The 26,942-nt window shown below is 48.9% G+C and carries 24 protein-coding genes and 1 pseudogene; 19 read left to right on the forward strand and 6 right to left on the reverse strand.

The features are described 5' to 3' along the window. Positions 1 to 225: 225 nt before the first annotated feature. The 5 genes and pseudogenes from ACWB0I_RS10195 to dnaG all read right to left on the reverse strand — a co-directional run bounded on the left by ACWB0I_RS10195 (position 226) and on the right by dnaG (position 5,705). On the reverse strand, positions 226 to 738 hold the full coding sequence (locus ACWB0I_RS10195; RefSeq protein ID WP_479387958.1) for a hypothetical protein: 513 nt from the start codon (positions 736 to 738) through the stop codon (positions 226 to 228). Positions 739 to 782: 44 nt separating this feature from the next. Further along, positions 783 to 1,403 (reverse strand): T9SS type A sorting domain-containing protein, encoded by a 621-nt coding sequence (locus ACWB0I_RS10200; RefSeq protein ID WP_479387980.1) that lies wholly within the window; start codon positions 1,401 to 1,403, stop codon positions 783 to 785. A gap of 21 nt (positions 1,404 to 1,424) precedes the next feature. After that, positions 1,425 to 2,252, reverse strand: a pseudogene (locus ACWB0I_RS10205) (endonuclease I family protein); the annotation flags it as partial. A gap of 356 nt (positions 2,253 to 2,608) precedes the next feature. Then, on the reverse strand, positions 2,609 to 3,352 hold the full coding sequence (locus ACWB0I_RS10210; protein ID WP_479387959.1) for a T9SS type A sorting domain-containing protein: 744 nt from the start codon (positions 3,350 to 3,352) through the stop codon (positions 2,609 to 2,611). A 529-nt stretch (positions 3,353 to 3,881) separates the two neighbouring features. Further along, on the reverse strand, positions 3,882 to 5,705 hold the full coding sequence (gene dnaG / locus ACWB0I_RS10215; RefSeq protein ID WP_479387960.1) for a DNA primase: 1,824 nt from the start codon (positions 5,703 to 5,705) through the stop codon (positions 3,882 to 3,884). 97 nt (positions 5,706 to 5,802) lie between these two features. On the opposite strand from dnaG, the gene ACWB0I_RS10220 reads away from it, so the two are divergent. The 9 genes from ACWB0I_RS10220 to ACWB0I_RS10260 are packed head-to-tail and all read left to right on the forward strand — an operon-like array spanning position 5,803 to position 14,354. Further along, on the forward strand, positions 5,803 to 6,114 hold the full coding sequence (locus tag ACWB0I_RS10220) for a DUF3467 domain-containing protein (protein ID WP_479387961.1): 312 nt from the start codon (positions 5,803 to 5,805) through the stop codon (positions 6,112 to 6,114). A 57-nt stretch (positions 6,115 to 6,171) separates the two neighbouring features. Beyond that, positions 6,172 to 6,864: a YggS family pyridoxal phosphate-dependent enzyme gene (locus ACWB0I_RS10225; protein ID WP_479387962.1), complete on the forward strand. Its 693-nt coding sequence runs from the start codon at positions 6,172 to 6,174 to the stop codon at positions 6,862 to 6,864. 2 nt (positions 6,865 to 6,866) lie between these two features. Next, positions 6,867 to 7,577 (forward strand): DivIVA domain-containing protein, encoded by a 711-nt coding sequence (locus tag ACWB0I_RS10230; protein ID WP_479387963.1) that lies wholly within the window; start codon positions 6,867 to 6,869, stop codon positions 7,575 to 7,577. A gap of 36 nt (positions 7,578 to 7,613) precedes the next feature. Then, the gene (locus tag ACWB0I_RS10235; protein ID WP_479387964.1) at positions 7,614 to 8,252 is read left to right on the forward strand and encodes a hypothetical protein; all 639 of its coding nucleotides are present in this window, start codon (positions 7,614 to 7,616) and stop codon (positions 8,250 to 8,252) included. Between the two features lie 16 nt (positions 8,253 to 8,268). Beyond that, positions 8,269 to 9,099, forward strand: coding sequence for a purine-nucleoside phosphorylase (locus tag ACWB0I_RS10240; RefSeq protein ID WP_479387965.1), 831 nt, complete (start codon positions 8,269 to 8,271; stop codon positions 9,097 to 9,099). Positions 9,100 to 9,140: 41 nt separating this feature from the next. Continuing rightward, positions 9,141 to 12,407 (forward strand): isoleucine--tRNA ligase, encoded by a 3,267-nt coding sequence (ileS, locus tag ACWB0I_RS10245; RefSeq protein WP_479387966.1) that lies wholly within the window; start codon positions 9,141 to 9,143, stop codon positions 12,405 to 12,407. Positions 12,408 to 12,421: 14 nt separating this feature from the next. Next, on the forward strand, positions 12,422 to 12,793 hold the full coding sequence (locus ACWB0I_RS10250; protein ID WP_479387967.1) for a TraR/DksA family transcriptional regulator: 372 nt from the start codon (positions 12,422 to 12,424) through the stop codon (positions 12,791 to 12,793). Positions 12,794 to 12,799: 6 nt separating this feature from the next. Then, complete coding sequence (gene lspA, locus ACWB0I_RS10255; RefSeq protein ID WP_479387968.1) at positions 12,800 to 13,378, forward strand: signal peptidase II; 579 nt, start codon at positions 12,800 to 12,802, stop codon at positions 13,376 to 13,378. Positions 13,379 to 13,385: 7 nt separating this feature from the next. Further along, complete coding sequence (locus ACWB0I_RS10260) at positions 13,386 to 14,354, forward strand: RluA family pseudouridine synthase (RefSeq protein WP_479387969.1); 969 nt, start codon at positions 13,386 to 13,388, stop codon at positions 14,352 to 14,354. Positions 14,355 to 14,381: 27 nt separating this feature from the next. On the opposite strand, the gene agaR is transcribed toward ACWB0I_RS10260, so the two are convergent. Further along, positions 14,382 to 15,167 carry a transcriptional repressor AgaR gene (agaR, locus tag ACWB0I_RS10265; RefSeq protein ID WP_479387970.1) on the reverse strand — a complete coding sequence of 262 codons (786 nt, stop codon included), beginning with the start codon at positions 15,165 to 15,167 and terminating at the stop codon, positions 14,382 to 14,384. A gap of 200 nt (positions 15,168 to 15,367) precedes the next feature. On the opposite strand from agaR, the gene ACWB0I_RS10270 reads away from it, so the two are divergent. From ACWB0I_RS10270 to ACWB0I_RS10315, 10 genes are all read left to right on the forward strand, one after another. Beyond that, positions 15,368 to 16,561: an SIS domain-containing protein gene (locus ACWB0I_RS10270; RefSeq protein WP_479387971.1), complete on the forward strand. Its 1,194-nt coding sequence runs from the start codon at positions 15,368 to 15,370 to the stop codon at positions 16,559 to 16,561. A 2-nt stretch (positions 16,562 to 16,563) separates the two neighbouring features. Next, entirely contained in the window at positions 16,564 to 17,919 is a 1,356-nt protein-coding gene (locus ACWB0I_RS10275; protein ID WP_479387981.1) for a class II D-tagatose-bisphosphate aldolase non-catalytic subunit, read from the forward strand. Further along, a complete protein-coding gene (locus ACWB0I_RS10280) occupies positions 17,916 to 18,788 on the forward strand; it encodes an EamA family transporter (RefSeq protein ID WP_479387972.1) in 873 nt (290 codons plus the stop codon). Before ACWB0I_RS10275 ends, ACWB0I_RS10280 begins: the two co-directional genes overlap by 4 nt. A gap of 48 nt (positions 18,789 to 18,836) precedes the next feature. Then, positions 18,837 to 19,796 carry a carbohydrate kinase family protein gene (locus tag ACWB0I_RS10285; protein ID WP_479387973.1) on the forward strand — a complete coding sequence of 320 codons (960 nt, stop codon included), beginning with the start codon at positions 18,837 to 18,839 and terminating at the stop codon, positions 19,794 to 19,796. Then, complete coding sequence (locus ACWB0I_RS10290) at positions 19,783 to 21,531, forward strand: right-handed parallel beta-helix repeat-containing protein (protein ID WP_479387974.1); 1,749 nt, start codon at positions 19,783 to 19,785, stop codon at positions 21,529 to 21,531. The genes ACWB0I_RS10285 and ACWB0I_RS10290 overlap by 14 nt, the downstream gene beginning before the upstream one ends. Before the next feature lie 19 nt (positions 21,532 to 21,550). Continuing rightward, entirely contained in the window at positions 21,551 to 22,363 is an 813-nt protein-coding gene (locus tag ACWB0I_RS10295; protein WP_479387975.1) for a class II fructose-bisphosphate aldolase, read from the forward strand. Then, positions 22,360 to 23,541, forward strand: coding sequence for an amidohydrolase family protein (locus ACWB0I_RS10300; RefSeq protein WP_479387976.1), 1,182 nt, complete (start codon positions 22,360 to 22,362; stop codon positions 23,539 to 23,541). The genes ACWB0I_RS10295 and ACWB0I_RS10300 overlap by 4 nt, the downstream gene beginning before the upstream one ends. Then, a complete protein-coding gene (locus ACWB0I_RS10305; RefSeq protein WP_479387977.1) occupies positions 23,541 to 24,422 on the forward strand; it encodes a hypothetical protein in 882 nt (293 codons plus the stop codon). The genes ACWB0I_RS10300 and ACWB0I_RS10305 overlap by 1 nt, the downstream gene beginning before the upstream one ends. An 18-nt stretch (positions 24,423 to 24,440) precedes the next feature. Further along, positions 24,441 to 25,475, forward strand: a complete 1,035-nt coding sequence (locus ACWB0I_RS10310) for a hypothetical protein (protein WP_479387978.1) — start codon at positions 24,441 to 24,443, stop codon at positions 25,473 to 25,475. Continuing rightward, on the forward strand, positions 25,463 to 26,942 hold a 1,480-nt coding region (locus ACWB0I_RS10315), incomplete at its 3' end, for a DUF4832 domain-containing protein (RefSeq protein ID WP_479387979.1). The genes ACWB0I_RS10310 and ACWB0I_RS10315, both read left to right, overlap by 13 nt.

Genomic DNA, 26,942 nt, shown 5'->3' on the forward strand with positions numbered 1-26,942 from the left:
ATCCGCGTTATTTGGTGGCTTTAATTTTTAGCCCCGAACAATTTCCAATTTACTTTTAAAGAATAAATAATAAGTTTGTGTGAAAAAAATCTAAAAAAATAATGACACAACCCCGCGAATCTGAGGCCGTATTAGTCTGAATTTACGCAATTCCCTTTCTCTAAATCGCCATACATCCTTTCCCAATCCTTAGCAATCTGCCTTTTAATTTTAATCCTGCGCTCATCAGTCTGGTAACAAAGGTTTTAAAACATGGGCCATGAGTTGCCAGCCGATGACAAACAAAACAACCAACACCATCATCCATTTAGCGCCGGTAATCCATGTACACACCGCAGCAGCCGGCCTTACAGCCTGTGGAAAGCCTAATACCATTTTAAACTCCAGAAGGTTTTCCAGGTAGTCCAATAAGGCAACCGCAAAAGGTAGCCAGTGAAATCGTACCCAATAACTTCCTTCCTGGCTCAAAGACTTAAATATTCCCCGCAAAAGTAGAACATAGACCACAGGATAAAATAAATCGATTGACAGGGCCAGTAAGTACCAATTGCGCCCTGCCCGGCCATAATCTTGCAGTAATTCAAACGCATCTTGCGGGGTGTAGTGAAACCAGATATCCAACATCTGGCTGGATCCGGATATTCTTTCGATTTGTTTCAGAATCAACGCAAAAGCGATCTGAAAAAGTAAAAACAGGAGAACCAGAATTGAGATCCGCTTTTTGCTGGCTAACATCATTCTCCTATTCTCTAAAAGGCCGACTACAGAAGAACCAATCTATTTTATTTTAATAGCAGCATCTTTTTCACCTGATTGAATTCCGGTGTTTGAAGGCGATAAAAATACACCCCGCTTGGTAAACCACGACCGTCAAAGCGAATGGTAAACGGCCCGGCCGCTTGCTTCTGATTTACCAGCTGTCTGACTAAACGTCCCCCACTATCAAATACAGATAACCGGACATGCGTACTTCTATCGAGCTCATAACGGATGGTAGTCCGGGGATTGAAAGGATTGGGATAATTCTGTAGCAATCGAATTTGTTTGGGCAAAAAATCATCTTCCACATAATAGCTGATGGATTCAGCTACCTCAACGCTGACCGGAACTTCAAGATACCCTTCGTCCGGGTCATTACTGGTAATTTGGATGGTGGTGGAATTGGAGCCTTCTGTTTCACCGGAAACAAAGGTAATTTCCAGATAGTCGTAAGTCTCCGGCGCCAGAACCATGCTGGTTTTATCTATGCTAAAATCACTATTTGTGCTCTGAATATTACTAACCGTTAAATCTTCGACCCCTGTATTAATAATCGCCAGATAGTAGCGCGCCGTGCTGTTAAATTGCACGGTGTCCATCTGAACGGATTGCGGACTTACCACAATTTCAGGATCAGCAGGCACCGGTTCACCGGAAATACTCGGTAGGCGGTCGGCAAATTCCGGATGGTCGATAAAAGGATTGCGATTGTGCTGCCAATTGTGATCAATACGATCATTCCGTCTCCGTTCCCAGGCATCCACCGTGTCAATCCAATGCCAATCATATAAAGTCGATTTTTTCCCAAACACGGGATCATTTCCGTTTGTAGAAGGCGTGTAATCCACCAGTTCCAGATCGTAGCCTTCTTCCCCTTCGTAACGCACAACCATGTAATACATCATGCGCGCCACATCCCCTTTGTCTTCATCGCGCGGTTCCCAGGAATCGTTATCATAATAACAATTGGTAACCCCATCGGGATCGGTATATAAACTACCTCCGTTATCAAAATCAAGATTCCCGCGCTGGCTATTGACAGAAACATCGCAGGGCCGAATATGGTGGGCATCGGTTCCGGCCGGAGGATTATTACCAAAATCGCCATGCGATTTGGCCCAAACATGCTCCCGGTTCCATTGATCCGGATCGCCGCCATGGTTACTCTTAGGATAGGACCAGCCCGTGTAAATTAAAATCACATTGTTCGGATTGTTGGGGTCTTCGTCGGTATCCGACAAAATATTCCACAGGTCTGAATAGCTGTATTGTGTATGCCCTTTGATAATATTGTGCAAAGCCGATTTCAACTCCGCGCCCCACAAATTTTGCGTGGCATCGTAGTAAGCATCGTTGTAATGGGCCTGGGCCGAAGCTTCAATAATAATAGGGTGAATTCCATGATCCAGCTCGATGTGCAAAAAGTCGGTGTAATTGACATTTTGATCGCTCTCAAAAAAAATATTAAAATTCAGGTCGCTGTGTGGCGGCAGGGGTAAGGGATTTAAATCCGTACTAAAGACCGCTTCTTCAAAAGCAGCGCTCAGAATGTGCACCACTTTTTCCGAATTATTGTGCAGAATAACCTGACGTGTGTGTTTTTCATATGCGGTCACCGAACCGAAATCTACCACCGTGTCCGAAGCGGTAACCATTTGCCAGTCGTTTTGCGCCCATAAAATCTGGATGGCTAAAAAGGCCAAAACCAGCACTTTGTTAAACCGCTGCAATTTTCTCTCCTCTTTTTAGTTTTGTTACATCAGATGTTTTTTTACATGAAATTTTTTCTACTTGTTTTCTTCCCATTGTAAGAATATATTGCGGCACCGTTGAAAACGCGCTTTTCTTGCTATTTGAGCAAAATAAGTTTCTTGGTTTTACCTGTGCCCTTGCCGTCCTCCAGACGGTAGTAATAGAGGCCACCAGGCAATCCATCGGCTCTCCAGGTAACAGAATAATTGCCTGGTTTTTGCACCTCAGACACCAAATTTTGCACGATTTGGCCCAGGACATTGTAAATGGACAACCGAATGTAACTTTTTTTGAATAAACGATAGCGGATGGTGGTTACCGGATTGAAGGGGTTGGGATAATTTTGCTCCAGAATGAAAGCCTGTGGTTTCTCCCCCTGCTTTTCCGGTAAAGCTGAAGGATAGCCCTGGCCGTAAGCAAAAATTAAGAGACTGTCCCCGATGATAGAGTTACTACACATGAGCAGGCTATCTTCAAAATAGTCCTGATTGGATGAAGCTTTACAAATGCTACATAAATCCGGAGCTGAAAAAATAAACAGCACGGAATCCCCTGGATCAATAGTCACAAAAAATGGCCAATGTCCACCGTCTATTCTGTAAAAAATGGTCGTGTCTTTCATCTCGATTGTGAGAAGATAAGCATATTCCTCGTGAACGCTGAATAAACTATCGATGATCAGATCGGCGTTGCCGGTATTGCGCACGACTAGCGTGTCATAACCAAACTCTTCTGGGAAATAAAGCGAATCTTTACTGAGTTCGATTTGCTGCCCGAGACTCAAACGGAACGAAAAGAGTAAGAGCCCAAGACAAAACACCCAGCCAAATTTTTTTTTCATTGCCTTCTCTCCTACATTGAAAAAGTTCTGCGATATGTAATTTGTGGTGTCATTTCTATGAGTCCCGAAAATGGAGACGATGAGAAATCTTTTGTATTGATTAAGGTTAAAAGATTTCTCAGCCCGATGAATCGGGATTCGAAATGACATCTGCGTTTTACTGAGCGCAACTCTTGAAAAAAGTTTGCTAAAATCACAGAAAAACGACTTCCAATTACTTTAAAGTAAAATTCTTTTGCTTCCATTAACAAATGGTGCATTTTATCAGAACGGGTCTCTAAAAACTCCTGCTCTGCCCGTTTCTTCTAATTTACATTTTTTGCAGCCCGCCCGTGTAACGTAGCTCGCATTTTTCATCGTTAAAATTAAGACCCATGTAAATAAGTAAAATATTTAAAACGCAATATGCTTCCACACTTCCAGTCTGAGCCAGCTTGAACGAACAATCACATACCATGTGTTAGCGCCCAAAAATCTCGCCATTTTCACCAGGCCCGTTGTGTCTGGGCCCCCTGCTCTTCATCAAAGCTCAAAACGTTTCCTCACCTTTGCGATGATTTTTTATCAGGAAGTTGATTTCGCGGCGCACACGCATCAATTCGCCAGTGTAATGGGCCACGGCTTCCTGCGACTCATGATCATTACGGATCAGTTCCTGAAACTCCTGGGCCTTTTTTTCTAAACTCCATTTTTTTAACTGGAAAATGCAATCTCGGGCAAACTTGAAGGGATTATCGAATTGCATCAAATCCAGTGCCGAGAGGGCAGCCTGCACATCCACCGCTTCTTCAAACTGGAGCAACACCTCCTTGCTGTCCACTTTTCCCTTTTCTTCCAATTCGCTGATGATGGCCTCATACACCTCAATAAAAGAAGGATTTTCAAACATGTCATAGGACAATTGAGAAAGCAGATAATTCTTAATCTTCTCTTCGCCGTTCAACAGCAAATAAATTACACCCGCTTCGGCCAGATATTGTCCGCGATTGAGGCGTTCTACCTTTTCTGTGGTAACCTCTGCTTCACCTTCAGCCGACTTTTTCCATCGGCGCTGTTTTTTTTCTAACTTGCGAAATTGTTCAATGAGCAGGGCTTCATTAATCTGTAACAGATCAGAAATCAATGGTAGATAGAGGCCGGTTTTAAGCGGATTCCTTAACTCCAGTAGATTTTCCATAAGCTCCATAACGAACTGGTTTTTGGCCTGCAGCGATGGTTTGGGGTTTTGCTCAAAGAAGGCATTGATTTCAAACTCAACCGGCGTTAATTGTGAAGCGAGATAGGGCTTCAATGCTTCCAATCCGTTCTTGCGCAGGAAGGAATCGGGGTCCTCATCGGCCGGCAGAACAGCGATGTAGGCGTTCAGCCCATTCTTTTCCAGAATGTAACCATTACGCACAGCCGCCTTACGACCCGCCTCATCTCCATCGTACAACAGTAAAACTTTCTGCGTGTAGCGTCCTAATAATCTGGCCTGGTAATCGGTCAGCGCGGTACCGGAAGAAGCCACCACGTTACTCTGTCCATGTTCTACCAGCTGGAGCAGGTCAAAATAGCCTTCCACCAGAATGACAAAATCCTCTTCGCGAATGCGGTTCAGGGCCTGGTAGAGGCCGTACAAAATCGAACCCTTTTTGTAAATGGGGCTCTCCGGACTGTTGAGGTATTTGGGTTGCTGTTCTTCGCGTAGTTGACGCCCCCCAAAGCCAATCACCTTACCGCTCAAATTGTGAAAGGGGAACATCACCCGGTGACGAAATTTGTCGATATAGGAATCGTTGTAGAAACTTCTGGCAATCAATCCCAGCTTTTCGGCCTCTGCCAGGTCCACGCTATTTTGCTTCAAAGTATCCAGCAAGCCGCTTTTTGAATCGGGTGCATAGCCCAATTGAAACTTGCGTATGGTTGTTTCGGACAGACCGCGCTTTTTAAAATAGGTTAACCAGCTTTTATTCTCCTTTTTAAAAAGATTTTCTGCAAAATATTGAGCGGCCAGTTCATTGATGCGGTAAAGTTTCTCGAAGTAGGTTCTCTCTTTTATCTGTCCTTTTAAATCTTCTTCCGGAAGCGGAATGCCTGCAAAATCAGCAGCCCGGCGCAAAGCTTCAAAAAACGATAGTTTCTCATATTCCATGATGAAGGTAAAAATATTACCGCCCTTGCCACAGCCAAAACAATGAAAAATCTGTTTTGCAGGACTGACAATAAAGGATGGCGTTTTTTCTGTGTGAAAGGGACACAATCCCTTGTAATTTTGTCCGGCTTTTTTTAAAGAGACAAATTGCGAGATGTAATGCACGATATTAACCGCGCCACGGATTTCATCGATTTTTAAAGGATTGATTTTTCCCATAATTATTTAAAAAATATTAAGTTGACTTCAATCGTACTACTTTCTAAATTAAACATTTTTAGTGGTCAAGAGCAAATAAACTTAAAAGGAGAATGTCATGGCCCAACAATTCCCGGAAAAACAGATCAATATTGAATTAGGCGAACAGGAAGCGGAGGGAATCTACAGCAATCTGGTTTTGATTTCTCACTCTCCGGCGGAATTTGTGTTCGATTTTACGCGCATTTTGCCCGGCAAACCAAAGGCCAAAGTTTACGCCCGCATCGTTATGGCGCCCCAGCATGCCAAATCTCTGTTGAAAGCCCTGGAAGAAAATATCCGCAAATACGAGGCGCAGTTCGGTGAGATTATCATTCATGGACAGGACCAGAAAGGTAAAAACATCGGTTTTCAGACCGACAAAGAATAGACCGTTCTGCGAACCTTAATTGCATTCGACCAATTAATTCTTTAATTTTGGAAATTTATGATGAATACAACGCAAGAAGCCATTGCACGCGTTAGAGAACGTATTGAAGAAGCCTGTCAAAGAAGCGGAAGAAAGACAGACGAGATTACGTTAATAGCGGTAACCAAAACGGTTCCGGTTGAAACCATTCTGCAGGCTTACGAAGCGGGCTTAAAAATATTTGGAGAAAACAGACCGCAGGAATTGCGGGACAAGGCGCAGGCTTTACCCGGGGACATCGAATGGCATTTCATCGGCCATTTGCAAACGAATAAAATAAAATACGTTGTTCCACGCGCGTCCTTAATTCATTCGGTGGATTCCGTTCGCCTGGCACTGGCGCTGGAACAGTTCGCCGAAAAGCGACAACTTAATATTCCGATTTTATTGGAGGTGAACACCAGCGGCGAAAGCAGTAAATTTGGTTTTAATCCGGAAGAGGTGAGCGCCGCCTTTGAAACAATTAAGGGCATGCAACATTTGCAACCCAAGGGCTTGATGACCATCGGACCGTTGACTGAAAATAAGGAACAGATCCGCATGGCTTTCAGAACCTTGTATCGCTTGCGCGAAGAACTTGTGCGCCAGTTTAGTGATGCTAAACTACCTTTTCTTTCAATGGGCATGAGCGGCGATTTTGAAATCGCCATTGAAGAAGGTAGCACACATATTAGAGTTGGAACAGCCATTTTTGGCGCCAGAGGGAGGTAACATTGAAACTAACGCCGATTGACATCAAAAAACAGGAATTTAAAACCGCCCTGCGCGGTTATGATCGCGTGGAAGTGGAAACCTATCTGGAATATGTGGCGGAAGAGTACGAACATCTGCTGCAGAATAATCAAAAGCTGGAAAAAGAGGTCAATACGCTTAAAGCCGAATTACGTCATTACAAAGACGTGGAAAAGACCCTGAAACAAACACTGTACGAAGTGCAGCAAACCTCTCAGCTTTCCAAGCAGACTTCTGAAAAAGAAGCGCAACTGATCAAACGCGAAGCCGAAGTAAAAGCGCGGCAGATGATCGATGAAGCGAAAGCCGAAGTGGAAACTCTAAAACGGGAACTGGCTGAACTAAAGCAGCAAAAAGATTCGTTGGTCACCCGATTACGCTATTTGCTTTCTTCCCAGCTGGAACTACTGGAAATTCTGGAAACCGAAGAGGGACAACTGGAAAAAATAAAATCCAAAGCCCGGGACACAATGTTTAAGGGCACCAAGCGTTCAACCTCAAATCCTAAAAAAACAAAAACGGGAGAAAAACCCATTGCAGAAGACAAGGAACCGGAGATCGAAATAAAGGCTCCGAATCAAAACGAAAAGACTTCTCCTGACAAAGGCAAAGAGAGCCCTCCAAAAAAACAAAAGGGAGCCGATTTCTTCAAGGACATCTTCGGTGAAGAGTTAGATGACTTTTTAAAATAAGAGACAAGGGAGTTTCTTTTAAAGAGAGGAAAAGTTATGTGGGGAGCTAAAACCATTGTAGCGGTTGTCATGCTGACCGCTATTTTAAGCAGTCTGGGCTGTAGCAGCAGGCGTTACGTTTCTTTGACCGATCCCGAATCGCAGGCTTCGGTACGCATCAATCTGAAAGATGGCACCTTTCGTGAGGGCATTATTGTTACTGGCGATTCTCTGAATCTGGTTTATGTGGATGCCAAAACGCACAATAAGAGTGTCATCAAATTTGACAATATTAAAAACATTGTTAAAATCAGCCGTTATTTTGATTTTGAAGGAAATCCAATTCCGGTGCAGGAGATCAATAAGTACAAATCTCCCAAAAATACCATATTGTATGGTTCGGCTGGGCTCTTTTTAGGGGCAGCCGTGGGCACCGGCGTGGGCATCGTTTTATATTCACAGGATCAGCCTTTGTTGGCCAACGCCAGCATTCTCCTGTTCGGAGGATTAGGCGCTTACTATTTTGGCCATAAGGGACATTTTAAAGATATCGAAGAGGCCGCTTTCGCCGCCCGAAAAGCGCGCTACGAAGAATACAAAGCCATCCGCGCGGAAAAACGCAGATTGGAAGAATTAAAGCGCAAAAAAGAAGAATTGTTGAAAAAATTAAAACAAAAAAAACAACAGACTAAATAAGGAGTCAGGTAGAACAATGCTCAATAGGGATGCCTATCTTCAGCAGATATCCGAAGCGTACGAATTTATCAACGGTCAAATTAAAGGCGCTCCCCGGGTGGGGATCATTTTAGGAACCGGTTTGGGGGGCCTGGCTAAAGAGATTAACTCTTACCTGGAAATTCCTTACCAGACCATTCCCCATTTCCCGGTTTCTACAGTAGAAAGCCATGAAGGGAAATTAATTTTTGGTCAGCTCGGCGGCAAAGAAGTCATGGCCATGCAGGGTCGCTTTCATTACTACGAAGGCTACACCATGCAGCAAATTACCTTTCCACTGCGCATTATGAAAAAAATGGGGATTGGTACACTGTTGATCTCCAATGCCGGCGGCGGGATGAATCCTTTGTTCCGCAAGGGCGATTTGATGATCATCGAAGATCACATCAATCTTTTGGGAACCAACCCGCTGATTGGCCAGAACCTGGACGAGTTTGGGCCGCGTTTTCCGGATATGTCTGAACCCTATGCTAAACGATTGATTGCCCTGGCAGAAGAGGTAGCCCTGGAAAACAAAATAAAAATCCAGAAAGGCGTGTTTGTGGCCGTTCCGGGGCCCAGCCTGGAAACACGGGCCGAATACCGCTTTCTGCGGGCTACAGGAGCCGATGTGGTGGGCATGTCCACCGTACCGGAAGTGATCGTGGCCAATCACCAGGCTATGGAGGTGCTGGGCATTTCCGTAATCACCGATGAATGCTTTCCGGAGGCGCTGGAACCGGTCAATGTAGAAGAGATAATCCGTGTGGCTGCCCAAACCGAGCCCAAATTAACTTTAATCATGCGTGAAGTAGTGAAACGCTTGTAGGTGTAGTGAGCGTAAATCATTTTAATGGAGCAAAGGAAAAGATGTTTAAAGAAGTGAAGAAGAACTTACAGCTGTCTGAAATCGAAGAACACATTTTAAAATTCTGGAAGGAACACAAGGTATTTGAAAAATCCGTGGAGAACCGTCAGGGCCGGCAAAAATACATCTTTTATGAAGGACCGCCCACGGCCAACGGGAAACCGGGCATCCACCACGTAATGTCGCGTACCGTAAAAGACGTAATCTGCCGTTTTAAAACCATGGAAGGCTATCAGGTTCCGCGTAAAGCCGGTTGGGACACCCATGGGCTGCCGGTGGAAATTGCCGTTGAAAAAGAGATGGGCATTACCAACAAAAAAGAGATCGAAAAGATTGGTATCGATAAATTTAATAATGCCTGTAAAGAACTGGTTAACCGCCATATCGAAATGAAGGAAGGCTGGCGCACCTTAACCGATCGCATGGGTTATTGGATCGATCTGGATCATGCCTACATCACTTACAAAAATGAATACATCGAATCGGTCTGGTGGGCCATTAAACAGATTTTTGACAAGGGACTCATCTACCGCGATTTCAAAATTGTGCCCCAGTCACCCACCATCGAAACGCCCTTGAGTTCCCACGAGCTCTCTCTGGGCTACAAAGAGGTCAAAGACCCCAACTGTTTTATTAAAGTAAAAATTCTGGGATCGCCTAAAAAAGAACTGGAAAACGCTTATCTGCTGGTCTGGACCACAACCCCATGGACGCTGATCTCCAATGTGGCCATGGCCGTGGGCCCGGACATCGATTATGTTCTGGTTAAAAATACCAGAACCATTAAAAACAAAGAGGGGCAACGCACCGAAAACGATTTGCTGGTACTGGCTGAGGCGCGTTTGAGCGTGCTCGACGGCGAATACGAAATTTTAGAACGCTTTAAAGGCAAAGAGTTGTTTGGCACGGTGTACGAGCAAATTTTTGAATTTTTGCCCATTGATCGGCAAAAATATCCCAACGCTCTCACAGTTCTAACGGCCGATTTTGTTTCTACCGAAGATGGTTCGGGCATTGTTCACATTGCACCGGCCTTTGGTCAGGACGACTATGAGATGTCCAAAAAATACAATTTGCCCTTTTTACAACCGGTTACACCCGGGGGACGTTTTACCGATGAGGTGGGCGAATTTTCCGGGCGCACCGTCAAAACCTTCCAGTACACCGACCATGTGGAAGAAGGGGTGGATAAGGATGTAGTTGCCGGGCTGAAAAAGCGGGGCAAACTGTACCGCAACACCTTCGACTACGTACACAGTTACCCACACTGCTGGCGCACGGACAATCCCATTATCTACTACGCCCGCGAATCGTGGTTTATTGATTCGCCCAAGTACAAGGATCAGATGATCGCCCTCAATAAGACGATTAACTGGAATCCTAAAGAGATCGGGCCGGGACGCTTTGGCAACTGGCTGGAAGATGTAAAAGAGTGGTCCCTGTCGCGCGACCGTTACTGGGGCACCCCCCTGCCCCTGTGGGTCAGTGAAGATGGCGAAGACATCATCGCCGTTGGCTCCATTGAAGAATTGAAGCAAGGCTGGTACGAAAAGGAAGACGGCACACGCGTTCCGGTTACCGAAGTGGAAGATCAACTCGATTTGCACCGACCGTTTGTGGACCGCATCATTTTTGAAAAGGATGGTAAAATTTACCGACGTACGCCGGAGATCATCGACGTGTGGTTCGATTCCGGTTCCATGCCCTTTGCTCAGTTTCACTACCCATTTGAAAACAAGGAATTGTTTGAAAGCAGTTTTCCGGCCGACTTCATTGCCGAAGGCATTGACCAGACGCGCGGCTGGTTTTACACCCTACACAACATTGCCACCGTTCTGTTCAATAAACCGGCTTTCAAGAATATTATTGTTAATGAATTGATCCTGGATAAAGAGGGCCTGAAAATGAGTAAATCGCGGGGCAACGTGGTTTACCCCATGGAGATGATGGATAAATACGGCGCCGATGCCCTGCGCTGGTATTTTATGGTTGTCAGCCCGCCATGGATCCCCAAGAAATTTGACGAGGCCGGATTGCAGGAGGTGGTACGCCGATTCTTCTCTACTCTGATCAACGTGTACTCCTTTTTTGTTATGTACGCCAATCTGGATGGCTATTCTGGTGAAGAAGCGCCCATACCTTTTGAGCAGCGTCCGGAGATCGATCGCTGGATTCTCTCCCGGCTTTACACGGTGATTGAACAGGTGCGCGGTAGTCTGGACAATTACGACATCACGCGCGCCGTACGCACGCTCAACGACTACATGATCGACGACGTTTCCAACTGGTACGTACGACGCAACCGTCGCCGTTTCTGGAAATCAGAAGCCGGGCCGGACAAATTAGCAGCCTATCAGACTCTGCACGAAGTACTGCTAACTTTTATTAAATTGATGGCCCCCATAGCGCCTTTCATTGCGGAAGAAATCTATCTGAATCTAAAATCGCAGGACGAGCCGTTGAGCGTGCATCTTGCCGACTATCCTGAACTGAGCGCTACCCAGCAGAAACAGCGCGATCCGGCTCTGGAAAAGGCCATGGGCCTGGCGCAAAAAATTGTTTCTACCATCCGCGCCTTACGCAATGAAAAGCAAATCCGCGTGCGTCAACCCTTAAGCCGCGTGCTGATCTTTACGCCCATTACCCAGGATCGTAATGACATCAGCAAAATGGCGGACATTATTAAAGAAGAAGTTAACATTAAGCAAATCGAATTTATTGACGATGATAGCAGCATTGTCGAACGAAAAGCCAGGCCCAATTTCAAAGTTTTAGGAGCCAAGGTGGGCAAATTAATGGGCCAACTCAAAGACATTATTTCCAGCCTGGGCAGCGACAAAATACGAGAGCTGGAGAGTAAGGGCTATATTCATGTGTTCATTGACAATCACGAGCTTAAGTTAGAAAAGGAAGATGTGGTCATTACCTCCGATGCCAAAGGTCGTTTCGCCGTCCATGCCGAAGATCAGATGACCATTGCCCTGGATCTGACCTTAACCCCGGAACTGCTGGAAGAAGGCTTTGCTCGGGAATTTGTGAACCGCGTCCAGAACCTGCGTAAGGAGATGGATTTTAATGTAACCGATCATATTAAAATTGAAGTTTCAGGACTGCCCGCTGAAAAGAAAATGGCATTAGAGCATCAAAAATCGTACATTCAAGCTGAGACCCTTGCTGATTATTTAATCTTTAGCAATCAGGCGCCGGACTCGGCCAGAGAAGTCAAAATTGATGATGTAACATTTAAAATTAATTTAGTTAAAATTTAAGTGCGAGGAAGTGTATGACCAAGAAGGAACTCGAACATTTCAAGCAGATTATTCTGGAAAAAAAGAAAGAGGTCGTAAAGAACCTGGAATACCTGCGTTCAACGGTACTGGATTCCACCACGCGAGAAGCCACCGGCGATCATTCGGCTTATTCCTATCACATGGCAGACCAGGGCACGGACAATATGGAACGCGAAAAAGCCTTCCTGTTTGCCGCCAGAGATGAAAAATATCTCAAACAGCTGGATATGGCTCTGGAACGGATTGAGAATGGTTCTTACGGAATTTGTCGTGTTTGTCAGAAAGAGATTGACCACAAGCGTCTGGAAGCAGTGCCCACCACTACCATCTGTTTTGACTGTAAAGTGGCTGAATCGGGAAAATAAGAATCTATGCAGAAAACGCTCTCAGCTAAACTGATGGCTGGCATTATCGTGCTTGTAATCTTTTTAGACCAGATTACCAAATACATCGTTAAAAGCAACATGCGCCTGGGCGAATCCATTCCGGTGCTTGGCAATTTTTTTCGTCTTACCTATGTCGAAAATCCAGGCATGGCTTTTGGCCTGCGCATCAGTAACCCCATTCTATTTAGCGGGCTGTCCATTTTTGCCGCCCTGCTGGTCTTTTACTACCTGTTTCGCCTGCGTAACGAAGGCTGGTTAATTCAAAGCGCCCTGAGCTTGATCGCCGCCGGAGCGATTGGGAACCTGGTGGACCGCTTTATTCATGGCAAGGTGGTCGATTTTTTTGACGTTGAGTTCTTTGATGTGACCATTCCGGCTTTTAATGTTCTGGGCCTGCACTTCCCTGGTTACAGCCTTACACGCTGGCCCGTTTTTAACATTGCCGATTCAGCCGTGACCATCGGCATGATCATCCTCATTGTTTACATCATTTTTATTGGCGATCCTTTAAAAAGTCTCAATTACCCAAATTCGGATAAAAAGACAGAAATAGAGACTGAGTAGCTTTTTCGTGGAAAAGACAGTACACTTTCAAATAGATGCGCAATTCGTCGGTTTTCGTCTGGATCAATTTTTAGCTGCGCAGTTCACCGACCGCAGTCGTTCGTATTTTAATCGCCTGATTAAAAATCGCTTTGTGCTGGTCAACAATCAGCCGGTCAAAAGCGGTTACCTGCTTCGTCTGGGCGACCAGGTTACGGTTCAGTTAAAAGAAACGGAAATCGATCTGGAGCCGGCCCCCATTCCCATTCAAATTGTTTTCGAAGACGATGACATTCTGGTTTTGAATAAACCGGCCGGTATGGTGGTGCATCCGGGCAAGGGCAATGAAACCAATACGCTGGTGAATGCCCTGCTCCACTACACTAATCACCTGGCGGACACGGGAGAAAAGATGCGCCCGGGCATCGTTCATCGCCTGGACAAAGACACCTCCGGGCTCATTGTCATCGCTAAAAACAACCTGGCCCAACGAAAACTGCGCAGACAATTTGACACCAAACAGATCTACCGCATTTACTGGGCGCTGGTCTGGGGCGATTTTGATCAGGACTCCGGCACCATCCATGAACCCATCGCTCGTAGCCGCAAAAATCCGATTAAATTCGTGGTCGACCCCAGAGGCCGTGACGCCATCACCCATTTTAAAGTTTTACAACGGTTCCAATACGTAACCCTGCTGCAAGTCAAGCTGGAAACCGGACGTACGCATCAAATCCGCGTACACATGCGCCATATCAATCATCCGGTGGTTGGCGACCAATTGTACAACGGACGTGAAACGCAATTGCTGCATCTACCCCAGAATCTACGCAAACGGGGCGAACACCTCTTAAAATTGCTCCCCCATCAAACTCTACACGCTAAAGAGCTGACCTTCCTGCATCCCAGAACCAATCAACGCGTTTCCTTTGAATCGGAACTGCCGGAAAATTTTAAAATCGCCCTGCAAAAACTGCCGGACCTATTTCTACTGTAAATAGTGGCTATTTGAACTGCGCCCCGCTCAAACAATGATTAGTTCCAGGCCTGCTTTTTCCAGTTTGTCTTTTTCACTTTGGGGAATGGCAGCGTCGGTGATGATGGAATGAATCTTTTCCACGGGCGCAATGAAGGCAAAACTGCGTTTGTTGAATTTACTGGAATCGGTCACAACAAAGACTTCGCGCGAAATCTCAATCATGATGCGGTTCAGGTAGGCCTCTTCCACATTAGGCGTGTAGATGCCCAATTCGCTGTCAATCCCATCCACGCCAAGGAACAATTTGTCGCAATAGTAATTTCTGATGGCGCTCTCCGCCGTCGGACCAACCAGAGAAAGCGCATTTTTCCTCAGAATTCCGCCGGGCACAATTACGCGAATATCCGGAAAATCAGCCAGCATGTGAGCAATGTTCAGCGCATTGGTAATAACCGTCAGCTCTTTAAAATGGCCCAGATTTTTGGCAATCTCCAGGGTGGTCGTGCCCGAATCCAGAATTATGGTGTCGCCTTCCTGAATCAATTCGGCGGCCTTGCGCCCGATGGCCTGCTTTTCTTTAAAGTGCTTTTGCGCCTTTTCAGTAATCTTAAAATCGACGGCCACACGCTGGGGACGAATGGCGCCGCCGCGCGTGCGGATTAAGAGATTCTTCTTTTCCAGATGCGACAGATCATTGCGTATGGTTACCGAACTGACCCTGAAAGCCTTGCTCAAAGTGGCAACCTGTACCTGCCCCTCCCGTTCGATGAGCTCCAAAATCCTGGCCCGTCGCTGAACCGTCATTTCCCGATCATTTTCTTCTGCAGCCATTACTTTCAAAACCTTTCATTACTCTTTCTAAATTAACTTAAAAAATAATGCAGCGCCTGTCAATCGCCGCCCATACCCTTAATTTACAACAAATTAATGGACAGATGAAAAAAAATTCAAAACATCTCATATTTTTTTGACAAGTCTTTACAACTTTATTATCTTTCATTTCGAAAGGTTTTGATATTTTACGAAAGATATTGAAAGGTTTTACATTGTTTCCAGACATTCCTTACTCCGACCTTAAAGACCTTGGCGCCCTGCACACCGGACAGGAGATCGCCGGACAGCCCGAACTGTGGCTGAAAACATTTCAGTTTCTTACCATCGTCAAAGACGAACTGCGCCGCTTCTTAGACCCCCTGTTCCAGAAACCGGGATTACAGGTTCTTTTTACTGGCGCCGGCACCTCAGCCTTTATTGGCGAAGTTTTGCAGGGCGTTTTCCAGAAAAACCTGGGACTGGTAAGTCGGGCCGTTGCCACCACCGACATCGTCACCCATCCCGAGTACTACTTTTTACGACAAACGCCCACCTTACTGATTTCCTTTGCTCGCTCCGGCAACAGCCCGGAAAGCATCAAAACCGTCGAACTGGCCAATGAATTTTGTGACGACATTCATCATCTGATCATCACCTGCAACGCTAACGGCCATCTGGCGCAAAAAGCCAATCCAGCGAACAGCTTCGTCTTTTTACTCCCTCCGGAAGCCAATGACCAGAGTCTGGCCATGACCGGCAGCTTTACTTCCATGCTGCTTTCCGGCCTGCTCATTTCCAGACTGGATGAACTGCATCTGCTGGAAGGGACGGTGGACACCCTGGCCAGCTACGGTCGCAAAGTTTTAAGTCAGTATGCCCTGCCCTTAAAACAGGCCGCCCAATTACCTTTTAAACGGGCGGTATTTTTAGGTTCGGGCATTTTTCAGGGCGTCGCCCGGGAATCTCATCTCAAACTGCAGGAATTAACCGACGGCAGGGTCATTTGCAAGTTTGACACTTTTTTAGGATTCCGACACGGCCCCAAGGCGGTGATTGACCCCGAAACCCTGATGGTGTACATCTTTTCCAATCGCCGTTACCCACAGCTTTACGAGATGGACCTGGTGAAATCGATTTACAGGGGCCAGAAAGGCCTTTTCGGAATCGCCATTTCCGAAAGCGAACTGCCGGGAATAAAACCCGAGCTCAAGATCATTTTCAACGAAGACGATGCGAGTCTGAGCGAAGAATTTTTAACCGTGGTCAGCGTTCTGCCGGCGCAGATGTTAGGTTTTTACAAATCGCTCTCTTTTAACCTTGAACCCGATCAACCGTCCGTCAGCGGGGCCATCAGCCGCGTGGTTCAGGGCGTTAAACTGTATCCGTATGGACGAAAATTGGAAAAGGCATGAATCTGCATCCTTTAAATAAAATAATCGAGCGGCACAAAAAAGGAGCGCCGATCGGTATTTATTCCGTCTGTTCGGCCAATCCTTTTGTTTTAAAGGCGGCCATGCAGCAGGCGCGAGAAGACCGATCTTTGCTGCTGATTGAAGCCACCTCCAACCAGGTGGATCAATTCGGCGGCTACACCGGCATGCGGCCCGAAGATTTTAAAACAATGGCGCTTGAGCTGGCAGCCGAAGCCGATTACCATCCACAGGGATTAATCCTGGGCGGCGACCATCTGGGGCCCAACCGCTGGGCCAGACTGAACGCCCTGCAGGCCATGAACCATGCTAAAGAACAAATTGCGGCTTACGTAAAAGCCGGCTTTTCCAAAATCCACTTAGACGCCACCATGCCCCTGCAAAGCGATGCCACAGACTCCGCCGGCCGTCTGCCGATCGAAATAATCGCTCAACGCACCGCAGAATTATGCGCTGCGGCCGAACAGGCCTACCGGCAGGGCAGTCAGCTCTTTCCGCCTCCGGTGTACGTTATCGGCAGCGACGTGCCCATTCCAGGCGGCGCGCAAGAAGAGCTTAACCACATCCACGTGACCCAGGTAGAAGAAGTTCAGCAGACCATCGAACACGTGCGGCGGGCGTTTGAGAAAAACGGCCTGCAAGCGGCTTACGAAAGAGTTTGCGCTGTCGTCGTGCAGCCGGGCGTGGAATTCGCCGATCAAATCGTTTTTGAATACGCTTCTGACAAGGCGGCTTCTTTAAAAGGTTTTATTGAACGTCATCCGCAGCTGGTTTACGAAGCGCACTCCACCGACTACCAGACCAGCGCTGCTTTGCGTCAGATGGTGGAAGACCACTTTGCCATTTTAAAGGTCGGGCCCGCGCTGACCTTTGCCCTGCGCGAAGCCATTTTTGCCCTGGCCTTCATGGAAAAAGAGCTGCTGCCGCTGCACAGGGCGCTTAAACCTTCCGCCATTCTGGAAACCCTGGAACAAACGATGGCCGAAAATCCTGCCCACTGGCAAAAACATTACGGCGGAACAAAGGAAGAAGTACGCTTTGCGCAGCGTTTTAGCCTGAGCGACCGCATTCGTTACTACTGGCCGCTTCCCCCGGTTCAAAAGGCCCTGCGTCAGCTGCTAAAAAACTTGCAACAAATTTCCATTCCTCTAACTTTGGTAAGCCAGTTCCTGCCAGAGGAACATCGACGTATTCGACAGGGAGCGCTAAGCAACGATCCGCAGGCGCTGATTCTGCACAAAATTCAAAGCGTATTAAAGCCGTACGTCGAGGCGGCGCAAATGCAAAACTCTTTGACATTCACGCAAAATCAAAATTCATTAGCAATGGAGCGACTATGAAGAAGAGACCCTGGCTACTTTACGCCATCATCACCACCACTTTCTGGGGCGTGTGGGGCGCTTTAATCGAAATTCCGGAAAAAGCGGGCTTCCCGGCCACGCTGGGCTACTCCGTCTGGGCTTTAACCATGATCATTCCGGCGGCCATTGCCCTCTCTTTAGTAGGCTGGCAGCTGGAACGCGACCGCAAATCGATCTTTTTAGGACTGGTGATCGGCTTTACCGGCGCCGGCGGCCAGCTCATTCTCTTTCAGGCCCTGCGATCCGGACCAGCGTACCTGGTTTTTCCCTTCATCTCTCTTTCGCCGGTGGTAACCATCTTACTGTCTTACGTCTTTTTAAAAGAGCGGGCCAGCGTGCGCGGCTGGCTGGGCATCGTGCTGGCATTGATCGCCATCCCCCTGCTCTCCTACCAGTCCGCCACGAACAATGGTGACAGCGGCTACCTGTGGATCATTCTTTCATTGATCGTCTTTCTGGCCTGGGGCTTTCAGGCTTATGTCATGAAGTTTGCCAACAAAACCATGAAGGCCGAAAGCATCTTCTTTTACATGACTCTAACCGGCATTCTGCTCATCCCCGCGGCCTTGTTGATGACCGACTTTTCGCAGCCGATCAACTGGGGATTTAAAGGGCCCTACCTGACGGCCATGATCCAGATTCTCAATTCCGTCGGCGCCCTGATGCTGGTTTTCGCCTTTCGCTACGGCAAGGCCATGATCGTCAGTCCCATGACCAATGCCCTGGCGCCGGTCATCACCATCGTTATTTCGCTGTTCATTTACCAGGTTATTCCCCAACCGGTGATCATTGCCGGCATGGTTCTGGCTATTGTGTCGGCCTTTTTGCTGGCGATTGAAGAGGAGTGAGGGAAAAGTTTAGGAGTTTAGAGGTTTAGAAGTTTAGGGGTGTAAGGAATGGCTTCGGTAAAATATGATGTGATTGTTGTGGGCGAGTTGAACGTCGATTTAATTCTGAACAAAATTGACGGTTTTCCTGAAATGGGCAAGGAAAAATTAGCGGATCAGATGACTCTTACCCTGGGCAGCTCTTCCGCCATCTTTGCCAGCAACCTGAGCGCCCTGGGAGCCAGCGTTGCCTTCATAGGAAAAATCGGACACGACCAGTTCGGTCAGCTGGTGCTGGACAGCCTGCAAAAAAAAGGCGTAAGCACGGAGTTCATCATTCAAGATGAAAATTTAAACACCGGCGCCACCATTGTTCTTAATTATGATGAAGAGCGGGCCATGATTACGCATCCCGGCGCCATGAATCATTTGACCATTGAAGACATCTCGGCCGAGCGGTTACAACAGGCCCGACACCTTCATTTTTCATCTTTCTTTTTACAACCCGGCATTCGTCAGGACGTTGGCAAATTGTTTAAAATGGCCAAAAGTCTGGGGCTTACCACTTCTTTTGATATGCAGTGGGATCCCGAAGAAAAATGGCAGCTGGACGCGGCAAACACTTTACCCCATGTGGATGTCTTTCTGCCCAACCGCCAGGAGCTCGTTTTTCTTACAGGACAGCCCAACCTGAAAGAAGCCATCAAAAGCCTGGGGCCCAATGTCAATAAGGTTGTGGTAAAAATGGGCGGCGACGGTTCTTATCTTTTCGACGTTAAAACCAGAAAGGAAATCCGACTGCCAGCCTTCAAAAACGAGCGGGTGGTAGATGCCATTGGCGCCGGCGATAGTTTTAATGCCGGCTTCATCTTTAAATTTATTCAGGGCGCGCCGCTGGAAGAGTGCCAGCGTTTTGGCAACCTTTGCGGAGCCATTAACACCACGGCTGCCGGGGGCACCGGCGCCTTTAAAAACCTGGAACAGGTAATGAAAATTGCAAAAGAGCGATTTGGTTATGAAGAAAAGTAGCTTCTTTGTTTTCTACCTTTGCTTTCAGTTTATTTTTGCCGTGACAAACAACAGGGCCGACGTCATTGTTGTGGCCGAAAGCGGCGGACACTACACCAGCGTGCAGGCGGCCATTGACCACGCCGGGCCGGGCGATTCCATCCTGGTGCGCGAAAAATCCACCCCTTATTTTGAAAAAATAAATTTTGATCACGGCGGCGACGCAAGCAATGGGTACATCACCTTAATGGCCTACCCGGGCGAACGTCCCATTCTGGACGGTTCGGGCGTGCCCAACAATCCAGCCAGTTACACCGACGACATGATCTACCTGGAAAATGTCAGCTACGTACGCATCATCGGCTTCGAAATCCGCAACGTCAACACCCCGGAAGGCTCGGGCATTCGCCTTTATGGCTACGGCTCTTACATTGAAATACGCGACAATGAAATTCACGAGATTCGCGGCGGAGCGCAAGACGGCGGAGCCATGGGCATTACCATCTACGGCGCCGACGACAACCGTTCCATTAACAACCTGATTATCGACGGGAATCACATTTACGATTGCGACCCAGCCTGGAGCGAGGCTTTAACCTTAAACGGCAATGTGGAGCAGTTTGAGGTGACCAACAATCTGGTGGAAGATGTAAACAACATTGGCATCGATTTCATTGGCGGCGAGGACTGGTTGAGTTCCCGCTTTGCGCGCAACGGCCGCTGCGCCTGGAATCAGGTGTACCGGGCTAATTCATCCTATGAAGGCGGCTGGGCAGCCGGTATTTACGTGGATGGCGGGCAGGACATTATTGTTGAAAACAATGTGGTCTCGGAATGCGATCTGGGCATCGAAATCGGCGCCGAAAATCAGGGCGTGGTCACCACGGGCATTATCGTGCGCAATAACATCATCTACAAAAACGACAAAGCCGGCCTGCTTTTTGGCGGCTACGATGTAAACACCGGCCGCGTAAAAAACTGCACCTTTACCGGCAACACCTGCTACAAAAACGATGTGCAGCATCAGGGCCTGGGCGAGCTGTGGATTCAGTACGCCGAAGACAATGAGCTGTACAACAATATCTTTTACGCCAACGATCAAAGCGTGCTGCTCTACTCGGAAAACGGCAATGTGAACAATGTGCTGGATTACAACCTGTGGTACGCCGAAGCCGGAGAAAACAGCGCCAGCTGGACCTGGAACAACCAGCACTACAGCTCTTTTTCCAGCTATCAGGCCGGCAGCGGTCAGGATGCGCATTCGCTTTTTGACGATCCGCTGTTCACTGACGCGGCGCAAGCCGATTTCCACCTTTCCAGCGCGTCGCCGGCCGTCGATGCCGGCAGTCCCACGTTTGTTCCGGCCGACGATGAGCGCGACATGGATCATGAAAATCGACTGGCGGGCAGCCGCGTGGATGTAGGGGCGGACGAACTGCAGCCCACCAGCGCCGCACAAGGCAAGGAACCAACGCCGCGCGCTTTTGAACTGCTGACGATCTACCCCAATCCGTTCAATAACGAAGCGCAAATTCGCATTCACATGGACAGGGCGGGCAAAGTGCGGCTTACGGTGTATGATCTTCGCGGCCAAAAAATCCGCCAGCTCATCAACCGCTTTCAGGCGGCGGGAACCTTCGCCCTGCGCTGGAACGGCAGAGACGACCACAACCGAATTTGTCCTTCGGGCGCTTATTTTGTGATTCTGGAAATGAATGGTCAAAAAAGGGCGCAAAAGGCGCTGTTAATTCGATAAAACGCTAAGAGGAAGTTGAATGCACACAAGCTTAAAACAGGCCTTACAAAACGGGCAAACGCTGTTGGCCTGCAACTTTTACAATCTGGAAACCCTGCAGGGCGTTTTGCAGGCGGCGGCCGAAAAACAAAGGCCCGTTATTTTGCAGTTAACCGCCAGCTCCATCGACTACATGGGATTACAAACGGCCGTTGCCATGGCGCGCACGGCCATTAAAGAAACAGGCGCGCAGGCCTGGCTACATCTGGATCACGCCGCTTCGCCCGAGCTGGTGCAAAGATGTCTGGAAGCGGGCTTTGATTCGGTCATGATCGACGCCAGCGACCGTCCTTTTGCAGAGAATCTGGCGGTGACGCAAAAGGTGGTGGCCATGGCCCGTCCCTTTGGCGCGCTGGTGGAGGCAGAATTGGGCTACGTGGCCAAGCTGGGCCAGTCCACCGAAAAGACCGGCTTTACCGAACCGCAAGAGGCGGCGCAATTTGTCGAACAGAGCGGCGTGGATTTACTGGCCGTGGCCATCGGCTCGGCGCACGGCTTTTACAAACAAACGCCCCGGCTGGATATCGAACGCCTTAAAGCCATTCATCAGGTCGCCCCGGCGGCGCTGGTGCTGCACGGCAGTTCGGGCATTCCCGTCGAACAAATTAGAGCGGCCATCGACGCCGGCATTCAAAAAATCAATCTGGCCACGGAAATCAAAAATATCTTCATGAAAACGCTGAAAAACACGCTGAAACATACAGATGAAATCGATTTAAGAAAGGTCTTTCCGGCCGCGCGGCAGGAAGTGACCAAACTGGTTAAAAATAAAATGGAAGTGCTGAACTTATGAAAATCGTACTTAAAAATCTAAGCCTTTTTTTAACTCTAATCATTTTACTCTCTGCCTGTTCGCAAAAATCAGCAGACGCCGGTAAGTCGCAAGCGCCATTAGCGCAGACCTTACTGTTGAATGACTACAATCCGCAGTCCATCTACCGCATCCCGCGCACCGAAGTCACGCGCGCCCGATATCCGGTGATCGACATCCATTCTCATCCTTACGCACAGAGCGAACAGGACATCGAAAAATGGCTGAAGATCATGGACGAAGCGGGCATCGAAAAGACCATCATTCTTACCTGTTCTTACGGCGCAGCCTTTGACTCCATCGCCGCAGTTTACAGCAAATACGGCGAGCGCTTCGAGCTGTGGTGCGGCTTTGACTACACCGGCTACGATCAACCGGGCTGGGCGCAAAAAGCCGTGGCCGAACTGGAGCGCTGCGTGCGCATGGGCGCGAAAGGCGTGGGCGAGTTAGGCGACAAAGGGCTGGGCATGTACTACTCCAATTTGTTTGCCCGCCGACCCGGCACAAAGGCCAAAGGAATGCACCTGGACGATCCAAGGATGGATCTTTTACTGGAAAAGTGCGGCGAAATGGGCATTCCGGTCAATGTGCACGTGGCCGATCCCATCTGGATGTACCAGCCGATGGATTCCACCAACGACGGTCTGATGAACGCCTACACCTGGCGCATCAAAAAAGAAAAAGGCATGCTGCTGCACGATCAGCTCATCGACATGCTGGAAAACGCGGTCAAAAAACATCCCAACACCACCTTCATCGCCTGTCACTTTGCCAATCTCTCGTACGATTTAACGCGCCTGGGGAAACTGCTGGAAAAATACCCCAACCTGTGGGCCGACAATTCCGCGCGCTACGCCGAAACGGCTACCATTCCCCGCTTTGTGCGCGCTTTTTACCAGAAATATCAGGATCGGCTGCTTTACGGCACGGACAACTATTTCACTCCGCACATGTACCGCGTTACCTTTCGCATTCTGGAAACGGCCGATGAGCATTTCTACGAAAAAAATCTATTTAACTACCACTGGGCTTACTACGGTTTTGATCTGCCGGATGCCGTTTTGAAAAAACTCTATCGCCAGAACGCCCTGCGCCTGCTGCAGCAGCGCGATGAAACATTACAACGCTATTTAAAAACAGCGGAGATTGCAGGCCCTTGATGAATTTTAGAGTTCAATTCTTCAGCGTGATTTTCTTACTTTTCACCGCTCTGCCAGCTGTCTTGCTTAGTGGCGAGCTGCCGTGGCAATTTTTTGTGCGCACTTCCGGGCATCCGCTCACGGCGCAAACCATCGATTCCATCATTGCCGATGCGCAGGACACACACCTGTTTGGCATTGAGGTGGACAACGACATCACCGGCCGCTACGACAGTTTTCTGAATCCGCAGCAAAAATTGGACGAACTGCGCGCGCTTGCTCAAAGAGTTCACGCCGTGAACAATTACGCTTTTGTTTATATTGCCGGCCTGGAGTGCATTACGCCCGACGCCCCGCAGCGCAGGCACACCTTTTTTAAAGATCATCCGGACTGGGTGCAGCGCGATCTCAGCGGTCGCCCGGCCGTCTTTGGCAGCCAGGACGCCTTCTGGATTCGCGAAGGCGACGAAGACGTGTGGATCAGTCCCTTTGCCCAACCCTGGCGCCAGATGTACATGGAGCGCGTGCGGCAGATTGCCGCCACCGGCATTGACGGCGTGTACGTGGACATCCCCTACTGGATGACGCACTTTGAAGGCTGGGAAAACACCTGGGCCAGCTTTGACGACTTTACCGTTCGGGCTTTTAAAGAAAAAACCGGACTCGACGCCCGCAGCGACCTGCGGCTGGGCGACTTTTCCGATCCTAACTTTTTAAAATGGATTGATTTTCGCCTGCAGACCATTCGCGATTTTTTAGCGGAAATTGACCGCAACGTCAAACAGGTCAATCCAGACTGCCTGACCATTGCCGAAATTTACCCGGGCATCGATTTTGAAGCCGTGCGCGTCGGCGCCGACGCTTCCCTGCTTTACCCGGTGGTGGATGTCATCGCCCACTAATACAGCGAAGGCGCCTACATGGCTTCCGATCGCCAGCCGCTGGACTGGTTTAAGTACATCGTCGGCATGCTGACCTTTCGCGCCCTGGCTCATGACAAAGCGACCTGGATGTTAAGCTATTCCTGGGACGGCAATCCGGCCGTTCGCCCGGCAGACGCCATGCGCCTGCTCTTTGCCGTGCAGCTGTTTGCCGGCGCCAACTCCTGGGACGCAGCCACGCACGTCATGTCTGGCTCTAACGACTATTCCACGCGCCGTCAGGTCTTTAAATGGATTGCCCAATATCAGGAGCATTTTTACGGCCCGGCGCGCGCCGTCGATCCCATCGGCATCTATTTTTCGGCCCAGACGCGCAACTACCATTCCGACGAGTTCATCAAATCGTTTACCGGTTTTGTGCTGATGGCGCTGCACGCCCACCTTCCATTTCAGATTGTTGACGCCCGGGCGTTAGACGAGTTTAAAGGCCGCGTTTTGATTTTACCGAACGTTAAGCGCTTTACGGCCAGGGAATCAAAAGCGCTGGTAGAACTGGCCAGACGCGGCGTGCGCTTAATCCTTACCGCAGATTCGCAGCAAAACGCGCCCCGTGCGCTGGAAAATTTTCAAACGCTTTTAAGTCCCTGCCCCGGCAAACAGTACCACGCTTTAAGCGCGCAGCATTTTAACCGCATCGTTCAAAATGCTACGGCCAACGACACGCTCAGCGCCTTTGCCCAAACCACCTTGCAGAAAATCGCAGAGCTCGAACATCGGCCGCCTGCCGTCCGCGTAAGCGCGCCGCCTGCAGTGGCCGTTAAAGCGGTCTATTTAAATGAGAAACTGCATCTTGCGCTGGTTAATTTTTCGGGCATTCAGGGCGGCATTCAGGTCGTTCCGCAAACCGTTCCTGAAATTACGATTGAAGTTCATCAATCCCTGCTGCCCGAAAACGATTTGACCTTGCTGCCCTATTTACGCAGCCCGCAAACGATAAAAGGGCAAAAAGCGGGCGATTATTATCGATTTAAAATCACCAATCTTTCACATGGAGTCTTTTTATGGCAAAACTAAATTCGTTGAATAAACGCCTGGCGCAGGCTGTCGGCGTTATTTCACTGTTCCTTTTGCTCGGCAATTCGCTGTCAGCCAGAACCATTGTTTACGACAGCACCGACGCCATTTTTTTTAATCCGGAGCGCGGATTCTGCACGCAAATCGACAATCCCGTTTCGCTTTCGCTGATCAACAGTTTAAAAAGCCAGGCCGTTTCGGTCATTCAACGCATTTACACCATTCCCCAGTTTCGGGATCAGGCGCTGGATCAGGATTTTCTGGATCTGGTTGAACAGGATTTCAACACGGCGCGCAGGGGCGGCGTTAAGCTGGTGGTGCGCTTTTCATACACCAACGACATCAACGGCCAGGACGCCCCGTTAAACATCATTTTAACGCACATCGATCAACTCAAACCCCTGTTGCAGAAACACTACGATGTGATTGCCTACATGGAAGCAGGCTTTATCGGCGCCTGGGGCGAATGGTACTACTCCACCAACCAGCTGAACAATACTGAAGACCGGCGCACGGTTTTATTTGCCCTGCTGGATGCGCTGCCCGCGCAGCGCTGCGTGGTGGTGCGCACGCCGGATTACAAGCGTAAAATCTTTAACGACCCCAATCCGCTGACTCTGGAAGAAGCCTTCAGCGGCAGCAAAAAAGCGCGCACCGGCGCCCACAACGATTGCTTTTTAGCGGATCAGACCGACGCTGGCACCTATTTGTGGAACGACATCCAGGGCGACAAAGACTACCTGCATCAGGACAATCAGTTTGTGCCGCAGGGCGGCGAAACGTGCAGTCCCAGCGCCTATTCGGGCTGCGCCAACGCCTTAAAAGATCTGGCCTACATGCACTGGTCGGTGCTGAACAAAGACTACAACCGCGACGTTCTGGATGCCTGGGAGCGGGACGGCTGCATGCCGGAAATTGAGCGCCGCCTGGGCTACCGATTTCGATTATTGCAGGCCGCCATCACCGACAGCGCCAGACCGGGCGGAGCAATCGACGTGCAGTTTTCGCTGGTGAATCGGGGTTTTGCCAGCCTGTACAACCCGCGCAATCTGGAGCTGGTGCTGCGAGAGCGCTCCACGCGCAAAAAGTACCGTCTGCTCACGCCAGAAGATCCGCGCTACTGGTTCTCAGGCGACACGGTTCAGGTTGCCGTTCAGGGCGGACTGCCGGCCGACATGCCCGCCGGCGAGTACGAGATTTTCATCCATCTGGCCGACCCGGCGCCGGCCCTGCGCGATCGTCCGGAGTACGCCATTCGTCTGGCCAACGCTAATATTTGGGAAGACTCCACCGGCTACAACGCCCTGCTGCATCAAATTACCGTCGATCCCAACGTTGCCATGGATGATTACACCGGCGACTTGATCTTTGAGCCCTTTACTTCCAGCGCCAGCGGCAGTTCTTCCATCAACATCGACGGACTGTTCGACGACTGGCAGAACGTACCGCAGCTGGACATCGCGCCGG

The organism is Caldithrix sp. (genome assembly GCF_056497305.1).

What these genes read in the sequence shown, in the direction of transcription:
- ACWB0I_RS10195 (WP_479387958.1), bottom strand. Translation starts at nt 738, where the DNA reads ATGATGTTAGCCAGCAAAAAGCGGATCTCAATTCTGGTTCTCCTGTTT.
- ACWB0I_RS10210 (WP_479387959.1), bottom strand. Translation starts at nt 3,352, where the DNA reads ATGAAAAAAAAATTTGGCTGGGTGTTTTGTCTTGGGCTCTTACTCTTT.
- dnaG (WP_479387960.1), bottom strand. Translation starts at nt 5,705, where the DNA reads ATGGGAAAAATCAATCCTTTAAAAATCGATGAAATCCGTGGCGCGGTT.
- ACWB0I_RS10220 (WP_479387961.1), top strand. Translation starts at nt 5,803, where the DNA reads ATGGCCCAACAATTCCCGGAAAAACAGATCAATATTGAATTAGGCGAA.
- ACWB0I_RS10225 (WP_479387962.1), top strand. Translation starts at nt 6,172, where the DNA reads ATGATGAATACAACGCAAGAAGCCATTGCACGCGTTAGAGAACGTATT.
- ACWB0I_RS10235 (WP_479387964.1), top strand. Translation starts at nt 7,614, where the DNA reads ATGTGGGGAGCTAAAACCATTGTAGCGGTTGTCATGCTGACCGCTATT.
- ACWB0I_RS10240 (WP_479387965.1), top strand. Translation starts at nt 8,269, where the DNA reads ATGCTCAATAGGGATGCCTATCTTCAGCAGATATCCGAAGCGTACGAA.
- ileS (WP_479387966.1), top strand. Translation starts at nt 9,141, where the DNA reads ATGTTTAAAGAAGTGAAGAAGAACTTACAGCTGTCTGAAATCGAAGAA.
- ACWB0I_RS10250 (WP_479387967.1), top strand. Translation starts at nt 12,422, where the DNA reads ATGACCAAGAAGGAACTCGAACATTTCAAGCAGATTATTCTGGAAAAA.
- lspA (WP_479387968.1), top strand. Translation starts at nt 12,800, where the DNA reads ATGCAGAAAACGCTCTCAGCTAAACTGATGGCTGGCATTATCGTGCTT.
- agaR (WP_479387970.1), bottom strand. Translation starts at nt 15,167, where the DNA reads ATGGCTGCAGAAGAAAATGATCGGGAAATGACGGTTCAGCGACGGGCC.
- ACWB0I_RS10280 (WP_479387972.1), top strand. Translation starts at nt 17,916, where the DNA reads ATGAAGAAGAGACCCTGGCTACTTTACGCCATCATCACCACCACTTTC.
- ACWB0I_RS10285 (WP_479387973.1), top strand. Translation starts at nt 18,837, where the DNA reads ATGGCTTCGGTAAAATATGATGTGATTGTTGTGGGCGAGTTGAACGTC.
- ACWB0I_RS10290 (WP_479387974.1), top strand. Translation starts at nt 19,783, where the DNA reads ATGAAGAAAAGTAGCTTCTTTGTTTTCTACCTTTGCTTTCAGTTTATT.
- ACWB0I_RS10295 (WP_479387975.1), top strand. Translation starts at nt 21,551, where the DNA reads ATGCACACAAGCTTAAAACAGGCCTTACAAAACGGGCAAACGCTGTTG.
- ACWB0I_RS10300 (WP_479387976.1), top strand. Translation starts at nt 22,360, where the DNA reads ATGAAAATCGTACTTAAAAATCTAAGCCTTTTTTTAACTCTAATCATT.
- ACWB0I_RS10305 (WP_479387977.1), top strand. Translation starts at nt 23,541, where the DNA reads ATGAATTTTAGAGTTCAATTCTTCAGCGTGATTTTCTTACTTTTCACC.
- ACWB0I_RS10310 (WP_479387978.1), top strand. Translation starts at nt 24,441, where the DNA reads ATGGCTTCCGATCGCCAGCCGCTGGACTGGTTTAAGTACATCGTCGGC.